Origin of the sequence: Streptomyces sp. CBMA156 (assembly GCF_014596515.1) — a bacterium.
In the GTDB taxonomy this organism is placed as follows: domain Bacteria; phylum Actinomycetota; class Actinomycetes; order Streptomycetales; family Streptomycetaceae; genus Kitasatospora.
This window is the reverse complement of record NZ_MSJQ01000204.1, coordinates 1-15,202: the sequence shown is the minus strand read 5'-3', so window position 1 is coordinate 15,202 and position 15,202 is coordinate 1. Positions and strand designations below refer to the sequence as shown.

The 15,202-nt window shown below is 71.5% G+C and carries 13 protein-coding genes, 3 tRNA genes and 1 pseudogene; 15 read left to right on the top strand and 2 right to left on the bottom strand.

The genetic code is table 11. The features are described from left to right. Positions 1–7: 7 nt before the first annotated feature. From recF to BU198_RS16900, 10 genes are all read left to right on the top strand, one after another. On the top strand, positions 8–1,141 hold the full coding sequence (gene recF / locus BU198_RS16940) for a DNA replication/repair protein RecF (RefSeq protein WP_188297686.1): 1,134 nt from the start codon (positions 8–10) through the stop codon (positions 1,139–1,141). Positions 1,142–1,307: 166 nt separating this feature from the next. Continuing rightward, complete coding sequence (locus tag BU198_RS16935) at positions 1,308–1,847, top strand: DUF721 domain-containing protein (protein WP_049654619.1); 540 nt, start codon at positions 1,308–1,310, stop codon at positions 1,845–1,847. Positions 1,848–2,115: 268 nt separating this feature from the next. Further along, a complete protein-coding gene (gene gyrB, locus BU198_RS16930; protein ID WP_188297685.1) occupies positions 2,116–4,131 on the top strand; it encodes a DNA topoisomerase (ATP-hydrolyzing) subunit B in 2,016 nt (671 codons plus the stop codon). A gap of 131 nt (positions 4,132–4,262) precedes the next feature. Further along, the gene (gene gyrA, locus BU198_RS16925; protein ID WP_223244505.1) at positions 4,263–6,800 is read left to right on the top strand and encodes a DNA gyrase subunit A; all 2,538 of its coding nucleotides are present in this window, start codon (positions 4,263–4,265) and stop codon (positions 6,798–6,800) included. A 151-nt stretch (positions 6,801–6,951) separates the two neighbouring features. Further along, the gene (locus BU198_RS16920; protein ID WP_317620161.1) at positions 6,952–7,713 is read left to right on the top strand and encodes a DUF3566 domain-containing protein; all 762 of its coding nucleotides are present in this window, start codon (positions 6,952–6,954) and stop codon (positions 7,711–7,713) included. A gap of 260 nt (positions 7,714–7,973) precedes the next feature. Beyond that, positions 7,974–9,368, top strand: coding sequence for a class I SAM-dependent methyltransferase (locus BU198_RS16915; RefSeq protein ID WP_188297683.1), 1,395 nt, complete (start codon positions 7,974–7,976; stop codon positions 9,366–9,368). Between the two features lie 16 nt (positions 9,369–9,384). After that, positions 9,385–9,461, top strand: a tRNA-Ile gene (locus BU198_RS16910). A gap of 100 nt (positions 9,462–9,561) precedes the next feature. After that, positions 9,562–9,635 (top strand) — tRNA-Ile (locus BU198_RS16905). Between the two features lie 420 nt (positions 9,636–10,055). Further along, positions 10,056–10,184, top strand: coding sequence for a DLW-39 family protein (locus BU198_RS42210; RefSeq protein ID WP_014137031.1), 129 nt, complete (start codon positions 10,056–10,058; stop codon positions 10,182–10,184). 184 nt (positions 10,185–10,368) lie between these two features. Further along, positions 10,369–10,441: transfer RNA gene (locus BU198_RS16900), tRNA-Ala, on the top strand. 91 nt (positions 10,442–10,532) lie between these two features. Here BU198_RS16900 and BU198_RS16895 read toward each other — a convergent pair. Then, positions 10,533–11,270 (bottom strand): DUF5324 family protein, encoded by a 738-nt coding sequence (locus BU198_RS16895; protein ID WP_188297682.1) that lies wholly within the window; start codon positions 11,268–11,270, stop codon positions 10,533–10,535. A 240-nt stretch (positions 11,271–11,510) separates the two neighbouring features. Here BU198_RS16895 and BU198_RS16890 point away from each other — a divergent pair, with 240 nt between their 5' ends. After that, the gene (locus tag BU198_RS16890) at positions 11,511–12,404 is read left to right on the top strand and encodes a rhomboid family intramembrane serine protease (protein WP_188297681.1); all 894 of its coding nucleotides are present in this window, start codon (positions 11,511–11,513) and stop codon (positions 12,402–12,404) included. A gap of 336 nt (positions 12,405–12,740) precedes the next feature. On the opposite strand, the gene crgA is transcribed toward BU198_RS16890, so the two are convergent. Continuing rightward, a complete protein-coding gene (gene crgA / locus BU198_RS16885; RefSeq protein WP_188297680.1) occupies positions 12,741–12,989 on the bottom strand; it encodes a cell division protein CrgA in 249 nt (82 codons plus the stop codon). 169 nt (positions 12,990–13,158) lie between these two features. On the opposite strand from crgA, the gene BU198_RS16880 reads away from it, so the two are divergent. From BU198_RS16880 to BU198_RS16865, 4 genes and pseudogenes are all read left to right on the top strand, one after another. Then, positions 13,159–13,923: a DUF881 domain-containing protein gene (locus BU198_RS16880; protein ID WP_223244499.1), complete on the top strand. Its 765-nt coding sequence runs from the start codon at positions 13,159–13,161 to the stop codon at positions 13,921–13,923. Positions 13,924–13,986: 63 nt separating this feature from the next. Continuing rightward, complete coding sequence (locus BU198_RS16875; RefSeq protein ID WP_188297678.1) at positions 13,987–14,166, top strand: hypothetical protein; 180 nt, start codon at positions 13,987–13,989, stop codon at positions 14,164–14,166. A gap of 55 nt (positions 14,167–14,221) precedes the next feature. Further along, positions 14,222–14,887 carry an aminodeoxychorismate/anthranilate synthase component II gene (locus BU198_RS16870; protein ID WP_188297677.1) on the top strand — a complete coding sequence of 222 codons (666 nt, stop codon included), beginning with the start codon at positions 14,222–14,224 and terminating at the stop codon, positions 14,885–14,887. Between the two features lie 5 nt (positions 14,888–14,892). After that, a pseudogene (locus BU198_RS16865) lies at positions 14,893–15,202 on the top strand (hypothetical protein); the annotation flags it as partial.

Sequence of the window (15,202 nt, the reverse complement as noted above, 5' to 3'; positions counted from 1 at the left end):
CACAGCCATGCACGTCGCGCATCTGTCGCTCGCCGACTTCCGGTCGTACGCCCGGGCCGAGGTTCCCCTCGACCCGGGCGTGACGGCCTTCGTGGGGCCCAACGGCCAGGGCAAGACCAACCTGGTCGAGGCGATCGGCTACGTCGCCACCCTGGGCAGCCACCGGGTCGCCACCGACGCGCCGCTGATCCGGCTGGGCGCCGAGCGGGCGGTGATCCGCACCTCGGTGGTGGACCGCGGCCGCTCCACCCTGGTCGAGCTGGAGCTCACCCCGGGCAAGGCCAACCGGGCCCGGATCAACCGCTCCGACAACGTCCGCCCGCGCGACGTGCTGGGCCTGCTGCGCACTGTGCTGTTCGCCCCCGAGGACCTCAGCCTGGTCAAGGGCGACCCGGGTGAGCGGCGGCGCTTCCTGGACGAGCTGCTGACCGCCCGGGCGCCCCGGCTGGCCGGTGTGCGGCAGGATTACGAGCGGGTGCTCAAGCAGCGCAACGCCCTGCTGAAGACCGCCGCGATGGCCCGCAGGGCCGGTGGCGGCAAGGGCGCCGACCTCTCCACCCTGGAGGTCTGGGACGGCCATCTGGCCCGGGCCGGCGCCGAGTTGACGGCCTTCCGGATCCAGCTGGTGGCGGCCCTGCAGCCCCTCGTGACGGCCGCGTACGGGCAGCTGGCCCCCGGCGGCGGCGAGACCGCCCTGGAGTACCGCAGCTCCTTCGAGGGCGAGCTGCCGACCAGTCGCGAGCAGGCCGAGGAGCAGCTGCTGAACGCGCTGCAGGCGCTCCGCAAACAGGAGGTCGAGCGCGGGCTCACCCTGGTCGGCCCGCACCGCGACGAGCTGGTGCTCAAGCTCGGCCCGCTGCCGGCCAAGGGCTACGCCAGCCACGGCGAGTCCTGGTCGTTCGCGCTGGCGCTGCGGCTGGCCTCGTACGAGCTGCTGCGCGCCGACGGCGGCGAGCCGGTGCTGATCCTGGACGACGTGTTCGCCGAGCTGGACGCCTCCCGCCGGGACCGGCTGGCCGAGCTGGTGGCCGGCGGCGAGCAGGTGCTGGTGACCGCGGCGGTCGCCGAGGACGTGCCGAAGGCGCTGGCCGGTGCCCGGTTCGCGGTCGCCGACGGCGCGGTGCGCCGGATCGACGCCTGACCGCGGTCCTTCACCACCATCACGCGGCCGTCACCGCACCACGACCGTTTCCGCGCTCCGCCGCCCCCCTCCAGGACCGACGCGTCCGGCCCGCTCCCGTAGGCTGGAGGGCTCGGCGGGCGCGCGACCGCGACCGTTGTCCACAGGCTGGGGAAAGGGGATCGCCGTGAGCGAACCGGCGGAGCACTCCCCCGAGCCGGGCGCCCCCGCGCCGACCGGTGCCGACCTCGCCCGCTCCGCGCTGCGGGCGGCCCGGGCCCAGGCCCGCCAGCGCGGTGAGCAGGTCAGGGAGAAGCGCGAGGCGAAGCGGCACGGCCTGCGCAGCGGCGCCCGGTCGGACGGCCGCGATCCGGTCCCGCTGGGGGCCGCGCTGAACCGGCTGCTGACCGAGCGCGGCTGGGAGTCCTCGGCCGCGGTCGGCGGGGTGATGGGCCGCTGGCCGCAGATCGTCGGCCCGGACATCGCCGCGCACTGTCACCCCTCCTCCTACGACGAGGCCGCCGCGGTGCTCACCGTGCAGTGCGACTCCACCGCCTGGGCCACTCAACTACGCTGGCTGGCACGGCAGTTGGTGGCCCGTCTGAACCATGAACTGGGCCACGGGACGGTCCGGACCATCAAGGTGCTCGGTCCGGCGGCGCCCGCCCGCGGCTACGGCCGGCTGCGCGCGCCGGGGAGCAAGGGGCCGGGCGACACCTGGGGCTGACCGGGACGTCGGACGGCCGTCGGGGACGCTGATCGGATGGCGATCTTCCGGAACCCCTGACAGCCCTTCCAGGCGCCCTGGGCCCCCCGGGCGAGTATCGGGACATGTCCCGAGGGGATTCAGGGCGGCGTATCTGCCCTCAAGGGCTGCCAAACGCCCATCTCTGTCAGTCGTACCGGTAGACTGAGAGCCAAACACTGTTGCTAGTGGCAACCGAGTCGAAACGCTGTGGTCGCACGCCCACCCGCACGGGGTGGGCCTGCGGCCCGTGCTGTGCCAGAGAGGGCGCTTCGTGGCCGATTCCGGCAACCCCAGCCAGACCCCAGACCAGTCCGAGCAGGCTTCCTACACCGGTAGCAACATCCAGGTGCTGGAAGGCCTCGACGCCGTCCGCAAGCGCCCCGGCATGTACATCGGTTCGACGGGCGAGCGCGGCCTGCACCACCTGGTGCAGGAGGTCGTGGACAACTCCGTCGACGAGGCGATGGCCGGGTACGCCGACACCATCGACGTCACGATCATGGCCGACGGAGCGATCCGCTGCGTCGACAACGGCCGTGGCATCCCGGTGGACATCGTCCCGGGCCAGGACAAGCCGGCCGTCGAGGTCGTGCTCACCGTCCTGCACGCCGGCGGCAAGTTCGGCGGCGGCGGCTACGCCGTCTCCGGCGGTCTGCACGGCGTCGGCGTCTCCGTGGTGAACGCGCTGTCCACCAGGCTCTCCGTGGAGATCCACAAGGACGGCCACATCTGGACCCAGGACTACAAGATGGGCGCCCCGACCGGCCCCCTGGTGAAGGGCGCCGAGACCGACCGGACCGGCACCACGGTCACCTTCTGGGCCGACGGGGACATCTTCGAGACCACCGTCTACTCCTTCGAGACGCTCTCCCGGCGCTTCCAGGAGATGGCCTTCCTCAACAAGGGCCTGTCCATCTCGCTGACCGACGAGCGCGTCGAGCACGCGGACGAGGAGGGCAAGCCGCTCTCCGTCACGTACAAGTACGACGGCGGCATCGCCGACTTCGTCGCCCACCTGAACTCCCGCAAGGGCGAGGTCATCCACCCCTCGGTGATCGACTTCGAGGCGGAGGACAAGGACAAGGCGATCTCGGTGGAGATCGCGATGCAGTGGAACTCCTCCTACACCGAGGGGGTCTACAGCTTCGCCAACACCATCCACACCCACGGCGGCGGCACCCACGAGGAGGGCTTCCGCTCCGCGCTGACCGGCCTGGTCAACCGCTACGCGCGGGACAAGAAGCTGCTCCGCGAGAAGGACGACAACCTCTCCGGCGAGGACATCCGCGAGGGTCTGACCGCGATCATCTCGGTCAAGCTCGGCGAGCCGCAGTTCGAGGGCCAGACCAAGGACAAGCTCGGCAACACCGAGGCCAAGACCTTCGTCCAGAAGGTCGTCCACGAGCAGCTCAACGACTGGCTGGACCGCAACCCCAACGAGGCCGCGGACATCATCCGCAAGTCCATCCAGGCCGCCACCGCGCGCGTCGCCGCCCGCAAGGCCCGCGACCTGACCCGCCGCAAGGGCCTGCTGGAGTCCGCCTCGCTGCCGGGCAAGCTCTCCGACTGCCAGTCCAAGGACCCCTCCGAGTGCGAGATCTTCATCGTCGAGGGTGACTCCGCCGGCGGCTCGGCCAAGCAGGGCCGTGACCCGCGCACCCAGGCCATCCTGCCGATCCGCGGCAAGATCCTGAACGTCGAGAAGGCCAGGATCGACAAGGTCCTCCAGAACACCGAGGTCCAGGCCCTGATCTCGGCCTTCGGCTGCGGCATCCAGGAGGACTACGACGAGTCCAAGCTGCGGTACCACAAGATCGTCCTGATGGCCGACGCCGACGTCGACGGTCAGCACATCCGCACCCTGCTGCTGACCCTGCTGTTCCGCTTCATGCGGCCGCTGGTCGAGTCCGGGTACGTCTACCTGGCCATGCCCCCGCTGTACAAGATCAAGTGGGGCAAGGACGACTTCGAGTACGCCTACTCCGACCGCGAGCGCGACGCCGTGATCGCCGCCGGGGTGGAGGCCGGGCGCCGGCTGCCCAAGGACGATGCGATCCAGCGCTTCAAGGGTCTCGGCGAGATGAACGCCGAGGAGCTCCGGGTCACCACCATGGACGCCGAGCACCGGCTGCTGCTCCAGGTCACCCTGGAGGACGCCGCCCGCGCCGACGAGCTGTTCTCCGTGCTGATGGGCGAGGACGTCGAGGCCCGCCGCTCCTTCATCCAGCGCAACGCCAAGGACGTCCGCTTCCTGGACGTGTGACGCCTGCACCGCAGGCCCCGCACGTACCAGTCCGCGTGAAAGGAAACTGACCACCAGTGGTCGACGACAACCGTCCCGATGGCGAACAGCCCGAGACCCCCGAGGCCGCCGAGGCCACCACCCAGATCACCATGCGGATCGAGCCGGTCGAGCTCGAGACCGAGATGCAGCGCTCCTACCTCGACTACGCGATGAGCGTGATCGTCAGCCGTGCGCTGCCCGAGGTCCGCGACGGCCTCAAGCCGGTGCACCGCCGGGTGCTCTACGCGATGTACGACGGCGGGTACCGGCCCGAGAAGGGCTACTACAAGTGCGCCCGCGTCGTCGGCGACGTCATGGGCAACTACCACCCGCACGGTGACACCTCGATCTACGACACCGTGGTCCGCTTGGCCCAGCCGTGGTCGCTGCGGATGCCGCTGGTGGACGGCAACGGCAACTTCGGCTCCCCGGGCAACGACCCGGCCGCGGCCATGCGCTACACCGAGTGCAAGCTGATGCCGCTGGCCATGGAGATGATGCGCGACATCGACGAGGACACCGTCGACTTCGCCGCCAACTACGACGGCCGCTCGCAGGAGCCCACCGTCCTGCCGGCGCGCATCCCCAACCTGCTGGTCAACGGTGCCACCGGCATCGCGGTCGGCATGGCCACCAACATCCCGCCGCACAACCTCCGCGAGGTCGCCTCCGGCGCGCTCTGGTACCTGGAGAACCCCGAGGCCTCCGCCGAGGAGCTGCTGGAGGCCCTGATCGAGCGGATCAAGGGCCCCGACTTCCCCACCGGCGCGCTGATCGTCGGCCGCCGCGGGATCGACGAGTACTACCGCACCGGCCGCGGCTCGGTCACCATGCGCGCCGTGGTCGAGGTCGAGGAGATCCAGGGCCGCCAGTGCCTGGTGATCACCGAGCTGCCGTACCAGGTCAACCCGGACAACCTCGCGCTGAAGATCGCCGACCTGGTCAAGGACGGCAAGATCGCCGGCATCGCCGACGTCCGCGACGAGTCCTCGTCCCGCACCGGTACCCGCCTGGTGGTCGTGCTCAAGCGCGACGCGGTCGCCAAGGTCGTGCTGAACAACCTGTACAAGCACACCGAGCTCCAGACCAACTTCGGCGCCAACATGCTGGCCCTGGTCGACGGCGTGCCGCGCACCCTGTCGCTGGACTCCTTCATCCGGCACTGGGTCAACCACCAGGTCGAGGTCATCGTCCGGCGCACCACCTTCCGCCTGCGCAAGGCCGAGGAGCGCGCCCACATCCTGCGCGCGCTGCTCAAGGCGCTGGACGTGATCGACGAGGTCATCGCGCTGATCCGGGCCTCGGCGAGCGCCGACGCCGCCCGCACCGGCCTGATGGGCCTGCTCGACATCGACGAGCTCCAGGCCAACGCGATCCTGGAGATGCAGCTGCGCCGCCTGGCCGCCCTGGAGCGCCAGCGGATCATGGACGAGCACGACGAGCTCCAGCGCAAGATCGACGAGTACAACGCGATCCTGGCCTCGCCGACCCGCCAGCGGGAGATCATCTCCGAGGAGCTCACCGCGATCGTCGAGAAGTACGGCGACGAGCGGCGCTCCACCCTCATCCCCTCCGACGGCGACCTCTCCATCGAGGACCTCATCGCCGAGGAGGACATCGTCGTCACCATCACCCGTGGCGGCTACGTCAAGCGGACCCGCTCCGACCTGTACCGCTCGCAGAAGCGCGGCGGCAAGGGCGTGCGCGGCGCCCAGCTGAAGCAGGACGACATCGTCGACCACTTCTTCGTGACGACGACCCACAACTGGATCCTGTTCTTCACCAACAAGGGCCGGGTCTACCGGGCCAAGGGCTACGAGCTGCCGGACGCCGGGCGCGACGCCCGCGGCCAGCACGTGGCCAACCTGCTGGCCTTCCAGCCGGAGGAGCACATCGCCCAGGTGATGGCCGTCCGCACGTACGAGGACAAGCCGTACCTGGTCCTCGCCACCCGGGCCGGCCTGGTGAAGAAGTCCGCCCTCAAGGACTACGACTCCCCGCGCTCCGGCGGCCTGATCGCGATCAACCTCCGCCAGGACGAGGAGGGCCGGGACGACGAGCTGATCGGCGCCGAGCTGGTCTCCGCCGAGGACGACCTGCTGCTGGTCTCCAAGAAGGCCCAGTCGATCCGCTTCACCGCGACCGACGACGCCCTGCGGCCCACCGGCCGCGCCACCTCCGGCGTCAAGGGCATGGCCTTCCGCGAGGACGACGAACTGCTCTCGATGAACGTCGTCCGGCCGGACACCTACGTCTTCACCGCCACCGACGGCGGGTACGCCAAGCGCACCGGTGTGGACGAGTACCGTGTCCAGGGACGCGGCGGCTACGGCACCAAGGCGGCGAAGATCGTCGAGGGCCGGGGCTCGCTGGTCGGCGCGCTCGTGGTGGACGAATCCGACGAGATCATGGCAATCACCCTCTCTGGTGGGGTGATCCGTACGAGGGTTTCCGAGGTTCGTGAAACCGGACGTGACACCATGGGCGTCCAACTGATCAACCTCGGAAAGCGCGACGCGGTCGTGGGCATGGCCCGCAACGCGGAGGCCGAGGACGAGGAGACGGCGGAGGACGAGGTGGCGGGTACCGAGTCCACCGAGACGGCCGAGGGCGCGGTGACGGTGGTCGACGGGGACGTCGAGGCCTGAACCGAACCGCAAGCCGGAGCCGTCGCGTCCAGAGAAGGGACGCGGCGGCCTTCGGACGCCGACCAGTTCCGGGCAATCCCGCCGGGCGCTGGATGACGAGTGACGAGGCAGGGCGGCACCACCGCCCTGCTGGGAAGTGCGGGAGGACCAGGTGAGTGGAGCCACGGGTGCTGCGGGAGGAGCCTCCGGCGGCCGTCCGGGCGCGCAGGGCGGGGGTTCGTACGGTGTGCCGCAGCCGCCGACCGAGCACTCGGCCGCGTCCACCTCGCTGATGCCACCGGTCGGCGGAGCGGGCCAGAGCGGTGCGACCTACGGCGGACAGACGCCCCCGGCGCCGAACAGTCCGGCCCCGGGCAGCGGCTTCTCGCAGCCGACCACGTACGCCAAGGGGCAGCCGACCCCGCCCAGGGGCACCCGGACGTCAGGGAACACCCCGCCCGGCGGGACCCCGGTCGGTGGGACCCCCGCCGCCGGTGCGGCGCGGCGGCCCTCCGGCGCCCCCGCGGCGGCCGCCCCCGTGGTGGGCGGGTCCGGCCTCGGCCGGACCCGCAAGGCCCGGCTGCGGGTGACCAAGGTCGACCCGTGGTCCGTGATGAAGGTCAGCTTCCTGCTGTCGCTGGCCGTCGGCATCATCATCATCGTGGCCTCGGCCGTGCTGTGGATGACGCTGGACTCGCTCGGGGTCTTCGACTCGCTGACCAAGACCCTCAAGGACGTCACCGGCTCGGACAGCAGCGGCGGCGTCAACCTGATGGACTACGTCGGCTTCGGCAAGGTGATGACCTTCACCACGCTGATCGCCGTGGTCGACGTCGTCCTGCTGACCGCGCTGTCCACGCTGTCCGCGTTCATCTACAACGCGGCGGCCGGCTTCACCGGCGGCGTCGAGCTCACCCTGGCCGAGGAGGACTGATTCCGGCCGGTTCCTGACCCCGGATCAGTTTCCCGTCCACGGGCGGAATGCGCGGGCCCCGCAGGCTGTTCCAGCCTGTGGGGTCCGTCGGCATTTCGGGTGACAGCCGGCCGCCCGCGGCGTGCCGCCGGGAAACCGGGCGGCCGCGGTGGGATTAGCTGGGTGCCGCCCGTCCCGCGCCTTGGGAGTGCCGCAGGCCCGCCCCGGTCCGTCGACCGGGGCAGCTGAGGTTCCGAAGGACGACTGGACGGAGGCGCGCGGTGGCGAAGCTCGCAGGTCAACTGGTCGAGGCCCTGGAGGGGCTGTTGGGGGTCCCGGTACCACTGCGGGTCCAGGCCTGGGACGGCAGTGTCGCCGGTCCTCCCGGGGGGCCCACGGTGATCCTGCGCAACCGCAGGGCGCTGCGCCGGCTGATCTGGCAGCCGGACGAACTGGGCCTGGCCAGGGCCTACGTCTCGGGGGACCTGGAACTCGCCCCGGGCACCGACCTGTACGAGACGCTCTCCGCCGTCGCCCGCTTCGCCGAGCTGCCGGAGATCCGCACCCTGGCCCTCGGGCCGCGCGACGTGCTCGGCGCCAGGGGCCGCCGGGCGCTCGCCGCCGTGCTGCGGGCCGGGGCGGTCGGCCTCGAACCCGAACCGCCCCGCGAGGAGGTCCGCGGGGCCGAGGGACGGCTGCACAGCCGCAGCCGGGACCGCGCGGCGATCAGCCACCACTACGACGTCGGGAACGACTTCTACGGCCTCGTGCTCGGCCCGTCGATGGTCTACTCGTGCGCCTACTGGACGCCCGAGGCGAAGAGCCTGGAAGCCGCCCAGGAGGCCAAGCTCGACCTGATCTGCCGCAAGCTCGGCCTGCGGCCGGGGACGCGCCTGCTGGACGTCGGCTGCGGCTGGGGCTCACTGCTGCTGCACGCGGCGAAGCACTACGGGGTCACCGCGGTCGGCGTCTCCATCTCCGCGGAGCAGGTCGCGCTGGCCCGCACCCGGATCGAGGAGGCGGGCCTGTCGGACCGGGTGGAGGTCAGGCTCCAGGACTACCGGGAGATCACCGACGGGCCCTTCGACGCGATCTCCAGCGTCGGGATGGCCGAGCACGTCGGCGCGGAGCAGTACCGGGTCTACGCCGAGGGCCTGTACGGGCTGCTGGTGCCCGGCGGCCGGCTGCTCAACCACCAGATCGCCCGCCGCCCCGACTTCCCCGGTGAGCCGCACCGCCCCAGCCCCTTCATCGACCGCTACGTCTTCCCGGACGGCGAACTCTCCCCCGTCGGTTCCACCGTCGCCAGGCTGGAGGAGGCCGGCTTCGAGGTCCGGGACGTCGAGTCGCTGCGCGAGCACTACGGGCTGACCCTGCGCGAGTGGGTGGCCAACCTGGAGGCGCACTGGACGGAGGCGGTCCGGCTGGCCGGCCGCGGCCGGGCCCGGGTCTGGCGGCTCTACATGGCCGCCTCCGCGCTCGCCTTCGAGCAGAACCGGATCGGGATCAACCAGGTCCTCGCCGTCCGCAGCACCGAGGAGGGTACGGCCGGTCTCCCGCCGACCCGCGAGGAGTGGCTGCTGCGCCCCTCCGCCGGTGCGCCGCAGCTGGTCGCGGGGGGTGCCGCCGTCACCCCGGCCGACCCGGATTTGGGAGATCGGCCGTCGGTCCGCTAATCTTTCAGTGCGGCAAGGGCCTATAGCTCAGACGGTTAGAGCGCTTCCCTGATAAGGAAGAGGCCACAGGTTCAAGTCCTGTTAGGCCCACCACCGCGAAGGGCCCGGAGTGATCCACTCCGGGCCCTTCGGTACTTCAGGATCGGGCGGGGCCATGGATCGGCCGGAGTCGGGTAGGCTCTCTGTCCGGTGAGGGCCTATAGCTCAGACGGTTAGAGCGCTTCCCTGATAAGGAAGAGGCCACAGGTTCAAGTCCTGTTAGGCCCACCTCCCCGAAGGGCCCGGAGTGATCCACTCCGGGCCCTTCGGCGTTCCCGGCGCCGGCCGGCGCGGACCCGGAGAAACGGCACGGCCGTGGTGGCGGCGCCGGGACGGTCCGCGGACGGACCCGCGGTCGTGGCGGCGGACGGACCCCGCGGGCCGGGCCCGACCGGGGCCCCGGGACGGTCCACGGGGCGGCCGGACCACCTGCCAGGAGGTGCGGCGTCAATCCTGGGACCGGACCGCCGGGTTGGCCGCACCGGTGGCTGGTCACGATTGGGACACCGGTGTGTATCATCGGCCGCAAGGGCAGTCTGGCACCCGGCAGCCCGTTCGCGCTCGAAACACAACTGGACTCGTCGGCCCGGTCAGTCCGGCCGGATCCGGCTCTTGAGTCCAACAACGCAAGAAGGACGAGGTCCCGCGGTGAAGAAGCTTCTCCTGGTCGCCCTGGTCGCCCTCGGCGGCTTCTTTGTCTACCGTCAGGTCCAGGCCGACCGTGCCGAGCAGGACCTGTGGACCGAGGCCACCGACCCGGTTCCGGCCGGTCGCTGAACCCCCGGCGATCTGACGATCGACGAACTCCGGAGGCGCTCCTCGGCGCCTCCCGGGCCGGCCGGCCCGGTCGAAGAACCGGACCGGCCGACCCCACTGGACGGCACCGTTCCAGGGGGACGGCGCTGGGAATCGCGCCGGAAACCGGTACTCTGGTGCCCGTCGGCACCCGTGGTGCCGTCGAGGGGCATTAGCTCAGTTGGTAGAGCGCTGCCTTTGCAAGGCAGATGTCAGGAGTTCGAATCTCCTATGCTCCACAGTTCACAGCGGTAGCCGATCGGCCGCCGACCAGGATCCTGGTCGGCGGCCGATCGGCGTTTCCCGGGGATCTCCGGGCCTCCCGGACGGTCAGCGCGGCCCGGGGCCGTCCTCGGCGGCGGGGCCGCCGTCCTCTGCGGCCGGGGCCTCGGCGGCGGGCCCCGCGGTGGCGTCCGGTCCTGAGCCGTTCACCGGGGCGGAGGCGGCGTGCGCGCCGGCCGGGCGGGGCTCCTGGGTGGCCGGGGGCTCGACCAGCCACTCCGGGTTGCTGTGCCGGCGCCACCACTGCCAGGCCACGATGCCGCCGCCGACCGCCAGCAGGCCGGCCACGGCCAGGCCGGTGGCCACCCGGTTGCAGTGCCCCTTCCTGGCGTTCCTGGCGGCCAGCTCACTGATCTCGGCCGAGCTGACGTTGCCGTGGAGGGCGGTCAGCGCGGCGGCGCCGCGGGACTGGGCCTCCTGGGCGACCGGGGTCACCGCGGCACGGGCCTCCTCGACCGCCTGGACGACCCTGGGGGCGACCGTGGCGCGGGCCTGGTCCGCAGCCCGGGTGGCGGACAGACGGGCCGCCAGAGCGGCCTCCTGGGCCCGGTGGAGGGCCTTCAGGGCGTTCTGCTGGGCCTCCGGCGGCAGGCTGGCGAAGGCCTGGCCGAACTGCGGGGCGAGGTGCTTGTCGTACTGGATGCGGAGGTTGTGGGCGGCCTGCGAGGCCTTCGGACCGACGGCGTCCAAGGCGGGGCCCATGCGCTGCTTGGCGCCGTCCGCGAACTGTGCGGCGGTGTCCCGGGTCCTGGTGGCCGTCTCTCGGGCCGAATCCGTAAAGCTCACGAGTCTCTCCTCCTGGGTGGCGTCCTTTATGCACATATCCACCTGAATGCTGATCATGCATCCAGATTTGTCCGATGGCATGTCGGGGTGGGCCGTACGCGGGGCCGGCGGGGCCGGCGGGGTGGAAAGGCCGGCGTAGAGGCGGGCGGAGAACGCGGCCGCGGGGGAGCGGGCCCGGGAACGGGTGTGCGGCAGTAGGCTGGCGGTTTCGGAGGCCGTGTACGGGAAGGGGACCCGCTGATGCTCCAGGACGAGCCGCGGCCGTCGGCCGATCGGTCCCCGGAGGCCGGACTTCCCGGCTGCCACCGGCACCCGCAGACCCCCACCGGGGTCTCCTGCACCCGCTGTGAGCGGCCGATCTGCCCGCAGTGCATGGTGGCCGCCTCGGTGGGCTTCCAGTGCCCCGAGTGCGTCGGCAACGGCCACGCCGGGACGCGGCGGGCGACCACCAGGTTCGGTCGAGCCCCGGCCGTCGACGGCGGGCTGGTCACCAGGGTGCTGATCGGGCTCAACATCGTGGTCTGGGTGCTCGCGGCCTACGTGCTCTCCCCGCGGCTGGGGCAGACCTGGTCGCTGTTCAGTGCCGGACGGGACATCCTCGGCGGCCCCGCGGGCATCGCCGACGGCCCGGACCAGTGGTACCGGCTGCTGACCGCCACCTTCCTGCACCTGGAGTGGTGGCACGTCGGGATGAACATGCTGGTGCTGTTCTGGCTCGGCCCGGCGCTGGAGGAGGCGCTCGGCCGGCTGCGCTTCCTGGCCCTCTACCTGGTCTCCGGCCTGGGCGGCAGCACCTTCGCCTTCCTGGTGGCCGGCGACCTGATGAACTCGGTGGGCGCCTCGGGGGCGATCTTCGGGCTGATCGGCGCCACGATCGTGATGCAGTTGCGGAACCGGGGCCCGCTCGGCCCGGCGATGGCGTTCCTGGTCTTCAACCTGATCGTCACCTTCTCCCGCCCCGGCATCGACTGGCGGGCGCACCTCGGCGGCCTGGTGTTCGGCGCGCTGACCGCGGCCGGCCTGATGTACGCCCCGCGCGAGCGCCGCGGAGCGGTCCAGGCACTGGCGGTGGCGGGCGCGGTGGCGGTCGAGGCGGGGATGCTGCTGACCGGGATGGCGCTCTACGGGGCCTGACGTCCCGCACGTTTGTCCACAGCGGGTGCGGGGTTGTGCACAGGCTGTGCGTCCGGACGGTTGTGGACTGCTGTTCTACGCGTGTCCTGCTGTGCGGTTCTCGCGTTTCCGCGGGATTGTCCACAGCCGGAGACGGCCCGCTCCGGAAAAGTTATCCACAGCCTGGGGGGACTTTTCCCCAGTGTGGATAACCATGTGGATAAACGTGACAGTCCGATCGTGGGGATAACCGACCGGCTGACCGTTCAGGGTCCGGGCACGACTGACCGCCGCTCCGGGTCGGGCATCCGGAGCGGCGGGAACGGCCCGGAACCGGGCCTCAGGACGGGCGGACCGTCACTTCCACTGGGTGGAGACACCGAAGCCGGCGGCGATGAAGCCGAAGCCGACCAGGATGTTCCAGTTCCGCCAGCTCTCGACCGGGTAGTTGCCGCTGGTCACGTAGTAGGTGACGATCCACACCAGGCCGATCAGGAACAGTGCCAGCATCAGCGGCGCGACCCAACCACGGCCCGAGCTGATCTTCACCGCAGCCGCCGTCGGCGGGGTGTAGTCGGACTTCTTGCGGAGTCGGGACTTCGGCACGAGGAGCTCTCCTGTCGATGCGCTGTGAGGCCGCGCGGAGGTGCAGCGGGTGGAATCTGCCGGCGTCGGCGGAGGAGAAGGCCCTGGGGACCGTCCCGCCACGTGCCACCGGCGTCCGTTAGCGTAGTGGCTCGGCGGGTCTTGAGGAGATAAGGGTACGGTGACTAATTTGTCGATTCCCCCTGAGCCGGTCCCTACCCGCCGGTCCGGCACCCGAATTGTCGGACGTGCCCTGACCTGCGCCGTCTTCGCGCTCGCCGGACTGCTCTTCTACATCAGCGCGCAGACCGCCCGCGGCACCGACCTGCGGACGGACAACTCGCTGCTGAGCCTCGGCGACGTGGTCCGCCAGCGCAGCGCGCAGAACCAGCAGGCGCAGTCCCAGCTCGCCGACCTCCAGTCCCGCGCCCAGCAGCTCACCGAGCAGCAGGGCCACGACCCCGCCGACGCCGCCCAGCTGGGCGGACTGCGCTCCGGGGCCGCCCTGGAGCCGCTCCAGGGCGGCGGCCTGACCGTCACCCTCAACGACGCCCCGCCGAACGCCACCGCGCGCATCCCCGGCGTGCCCGAACCCGGCGTCAACGACCTGGTCATCCACCAGCAGGACATCCAGGCCGTGGTCAACGCGCTGTGGCGGGGAGGCGCCGAGGGCGTACAGGTGATGGACCAGCGGCTGATCTCCACCAGCGCCGTGCGCTGCGTCGGCAACACCCTGCTGCTCCAGGGCCGGGTCTACTCCCCGCCGTACGTGGTCAAGGCGGTCGGGAGGACCGACGGGCTGCGCTCGGCCGTCGAGGCGGACCCGACGATCCGCAACTACCTCCAGTACGTACAGGCGTACGGGCTCGGCTGGAAGGTCCAGGAGAGCGGGGACCTGGCCCTGCCCGGGTACTCCGGCACCACCGAGCTGCGGTCGGCGGACGGACCGGCGTAACGGCCCGCGCCCGCGAACGGCGGGTCTACTCTTTAACCCAGTCCGCTATGTCGAGGGAGCACCATGTACGGCTGGATCTGGCGTCACCTCCCGGGGCCCACCCTGGTCCGGGCCGTCATCTCGCTGCTCCTCGTCCTGGGGATCGTCTACCTCCTCTTCACCTACGTCTTCCCGTGGGCGGAACCGCTGCTCCCCTTCGGCGACGTCACAGTGGACGGCGGCGACGGCGCCGCGGTCGGCTGAGCCGGCCGGGCCCGCATCCCCCTTCCAGCACGCACCCCACGGAGACCACGCGCGCATGACGACCCAGGCGACCACCCGGCCCCGCATCCTGGTGGTGGACAACTACGACAGCTTCGTCTTCAACCTGGTCCAGTACCTGTACCAGCTCGGCGCCACCTGCGAGGTGGTGCGCAACGACGAGGTGACCGTCGAGCACGCCGTCCGCCGCTCCGGCGAGGAGGGCTTCGACGGGGTGCTGCTCTCCCCGGGGCCCGGTGCCCCCGAGGAGGCCGGGGTCTGCATCGAGATGGTGCACCACTGCGCGCGGATCGGACTGCCGGTGTTCGGCGTCTGCCTGGGCCTCCAGTCGATCGCGGCCGCCTACGGCGCGGTGGTCGGCCGGGCGCCGGAACTGCTGCACGGCAAGACCTCGCCGGTCGAGCACGAGGACGGCGGGGTCTTCGAGGGCCTGCCCTCGCCGCTGACCGCGACCCGCTACCACTCGCTCGCGGTCGAACCGGCCACCGTGCCGGCCGAGCTGGTGGTCACCGCGCGCACCGGGAGCGGCGTGATCATGGGCCTGAGGCACCGTGAACTACCGGTCGAGGGCGTGCAGTTCCATCCCGAGTCGGTGCTCACGGAGGGCGGTCACCGGATGCTCGCCAACTGGCTCGCGGAGTGCGGCTTCCCCCAGGCGGTCGACCGGTCGGCCGGGCTCGCCCCGGTGATCGGCCGGGGCTGACCGGCATGACCACGGTGCGTCCGGAGGGGCGTTACCAGCCGGAGGCGGACCCGCACGGCGCCGTGCGGCAGCACGGCGGGCCCAGGCACCAGGGCCCGGACGACGGCACCGGCGCGCCGTACCGGCAGGGGTACCCGGCGCCGGCCGTGCCCGAGGACGGCTGGGGCGTGTACGAGCAGGCCCAGGAGCCACTCGTGGACGGGCCCGAGTACCCCTGGCTGCCCGACCAGACCCTCCAGCTGCGGCTGCCTCTCGACATCGGCGCGCCGGACGCCGAGCCGGCCCCGCCCACCGGCGGCCGCGCCGAGCGCCGGC

Bases quoted from the DNA above. Each gene is read 5' to 3' on its own strand.
- recF (WP_188297686.1), top strand. From the start codon at position 8: ATGCACGTCGCGCATCTGTCGCTCGCCGACTTCCGGTCGTACGCCCGG.
- gyrA (WP_223244505.1), top strand. From the start codon at position 4,263: ATGCGGATCGAGCCGGTCGAGCTCGAGACCGAGATGCAGCGCTCCTAC.
- BU198_RS16890 (WP_188297681.1), top strand. From the start codon at position 11,511: ATGCTCCAGGACGAGCCGCGGCCGTCGGCCGATCGGTCCCCGGAGGCC.
- BU198_RS16875 (WP_188297678.1), top strand. From the start codon at position 13,987: ATGTACGGCTGGATCTGGCGTCACCTCCCGGGGCCCACCCTGGTCCGG.
- BU198_RS16870 (WP_188297677.1), top strand. From the start codon at position 14,222: ATGACGACCCAGGCGACCACCCGGCCCCGCATCCTGGTGGTGGACAAC.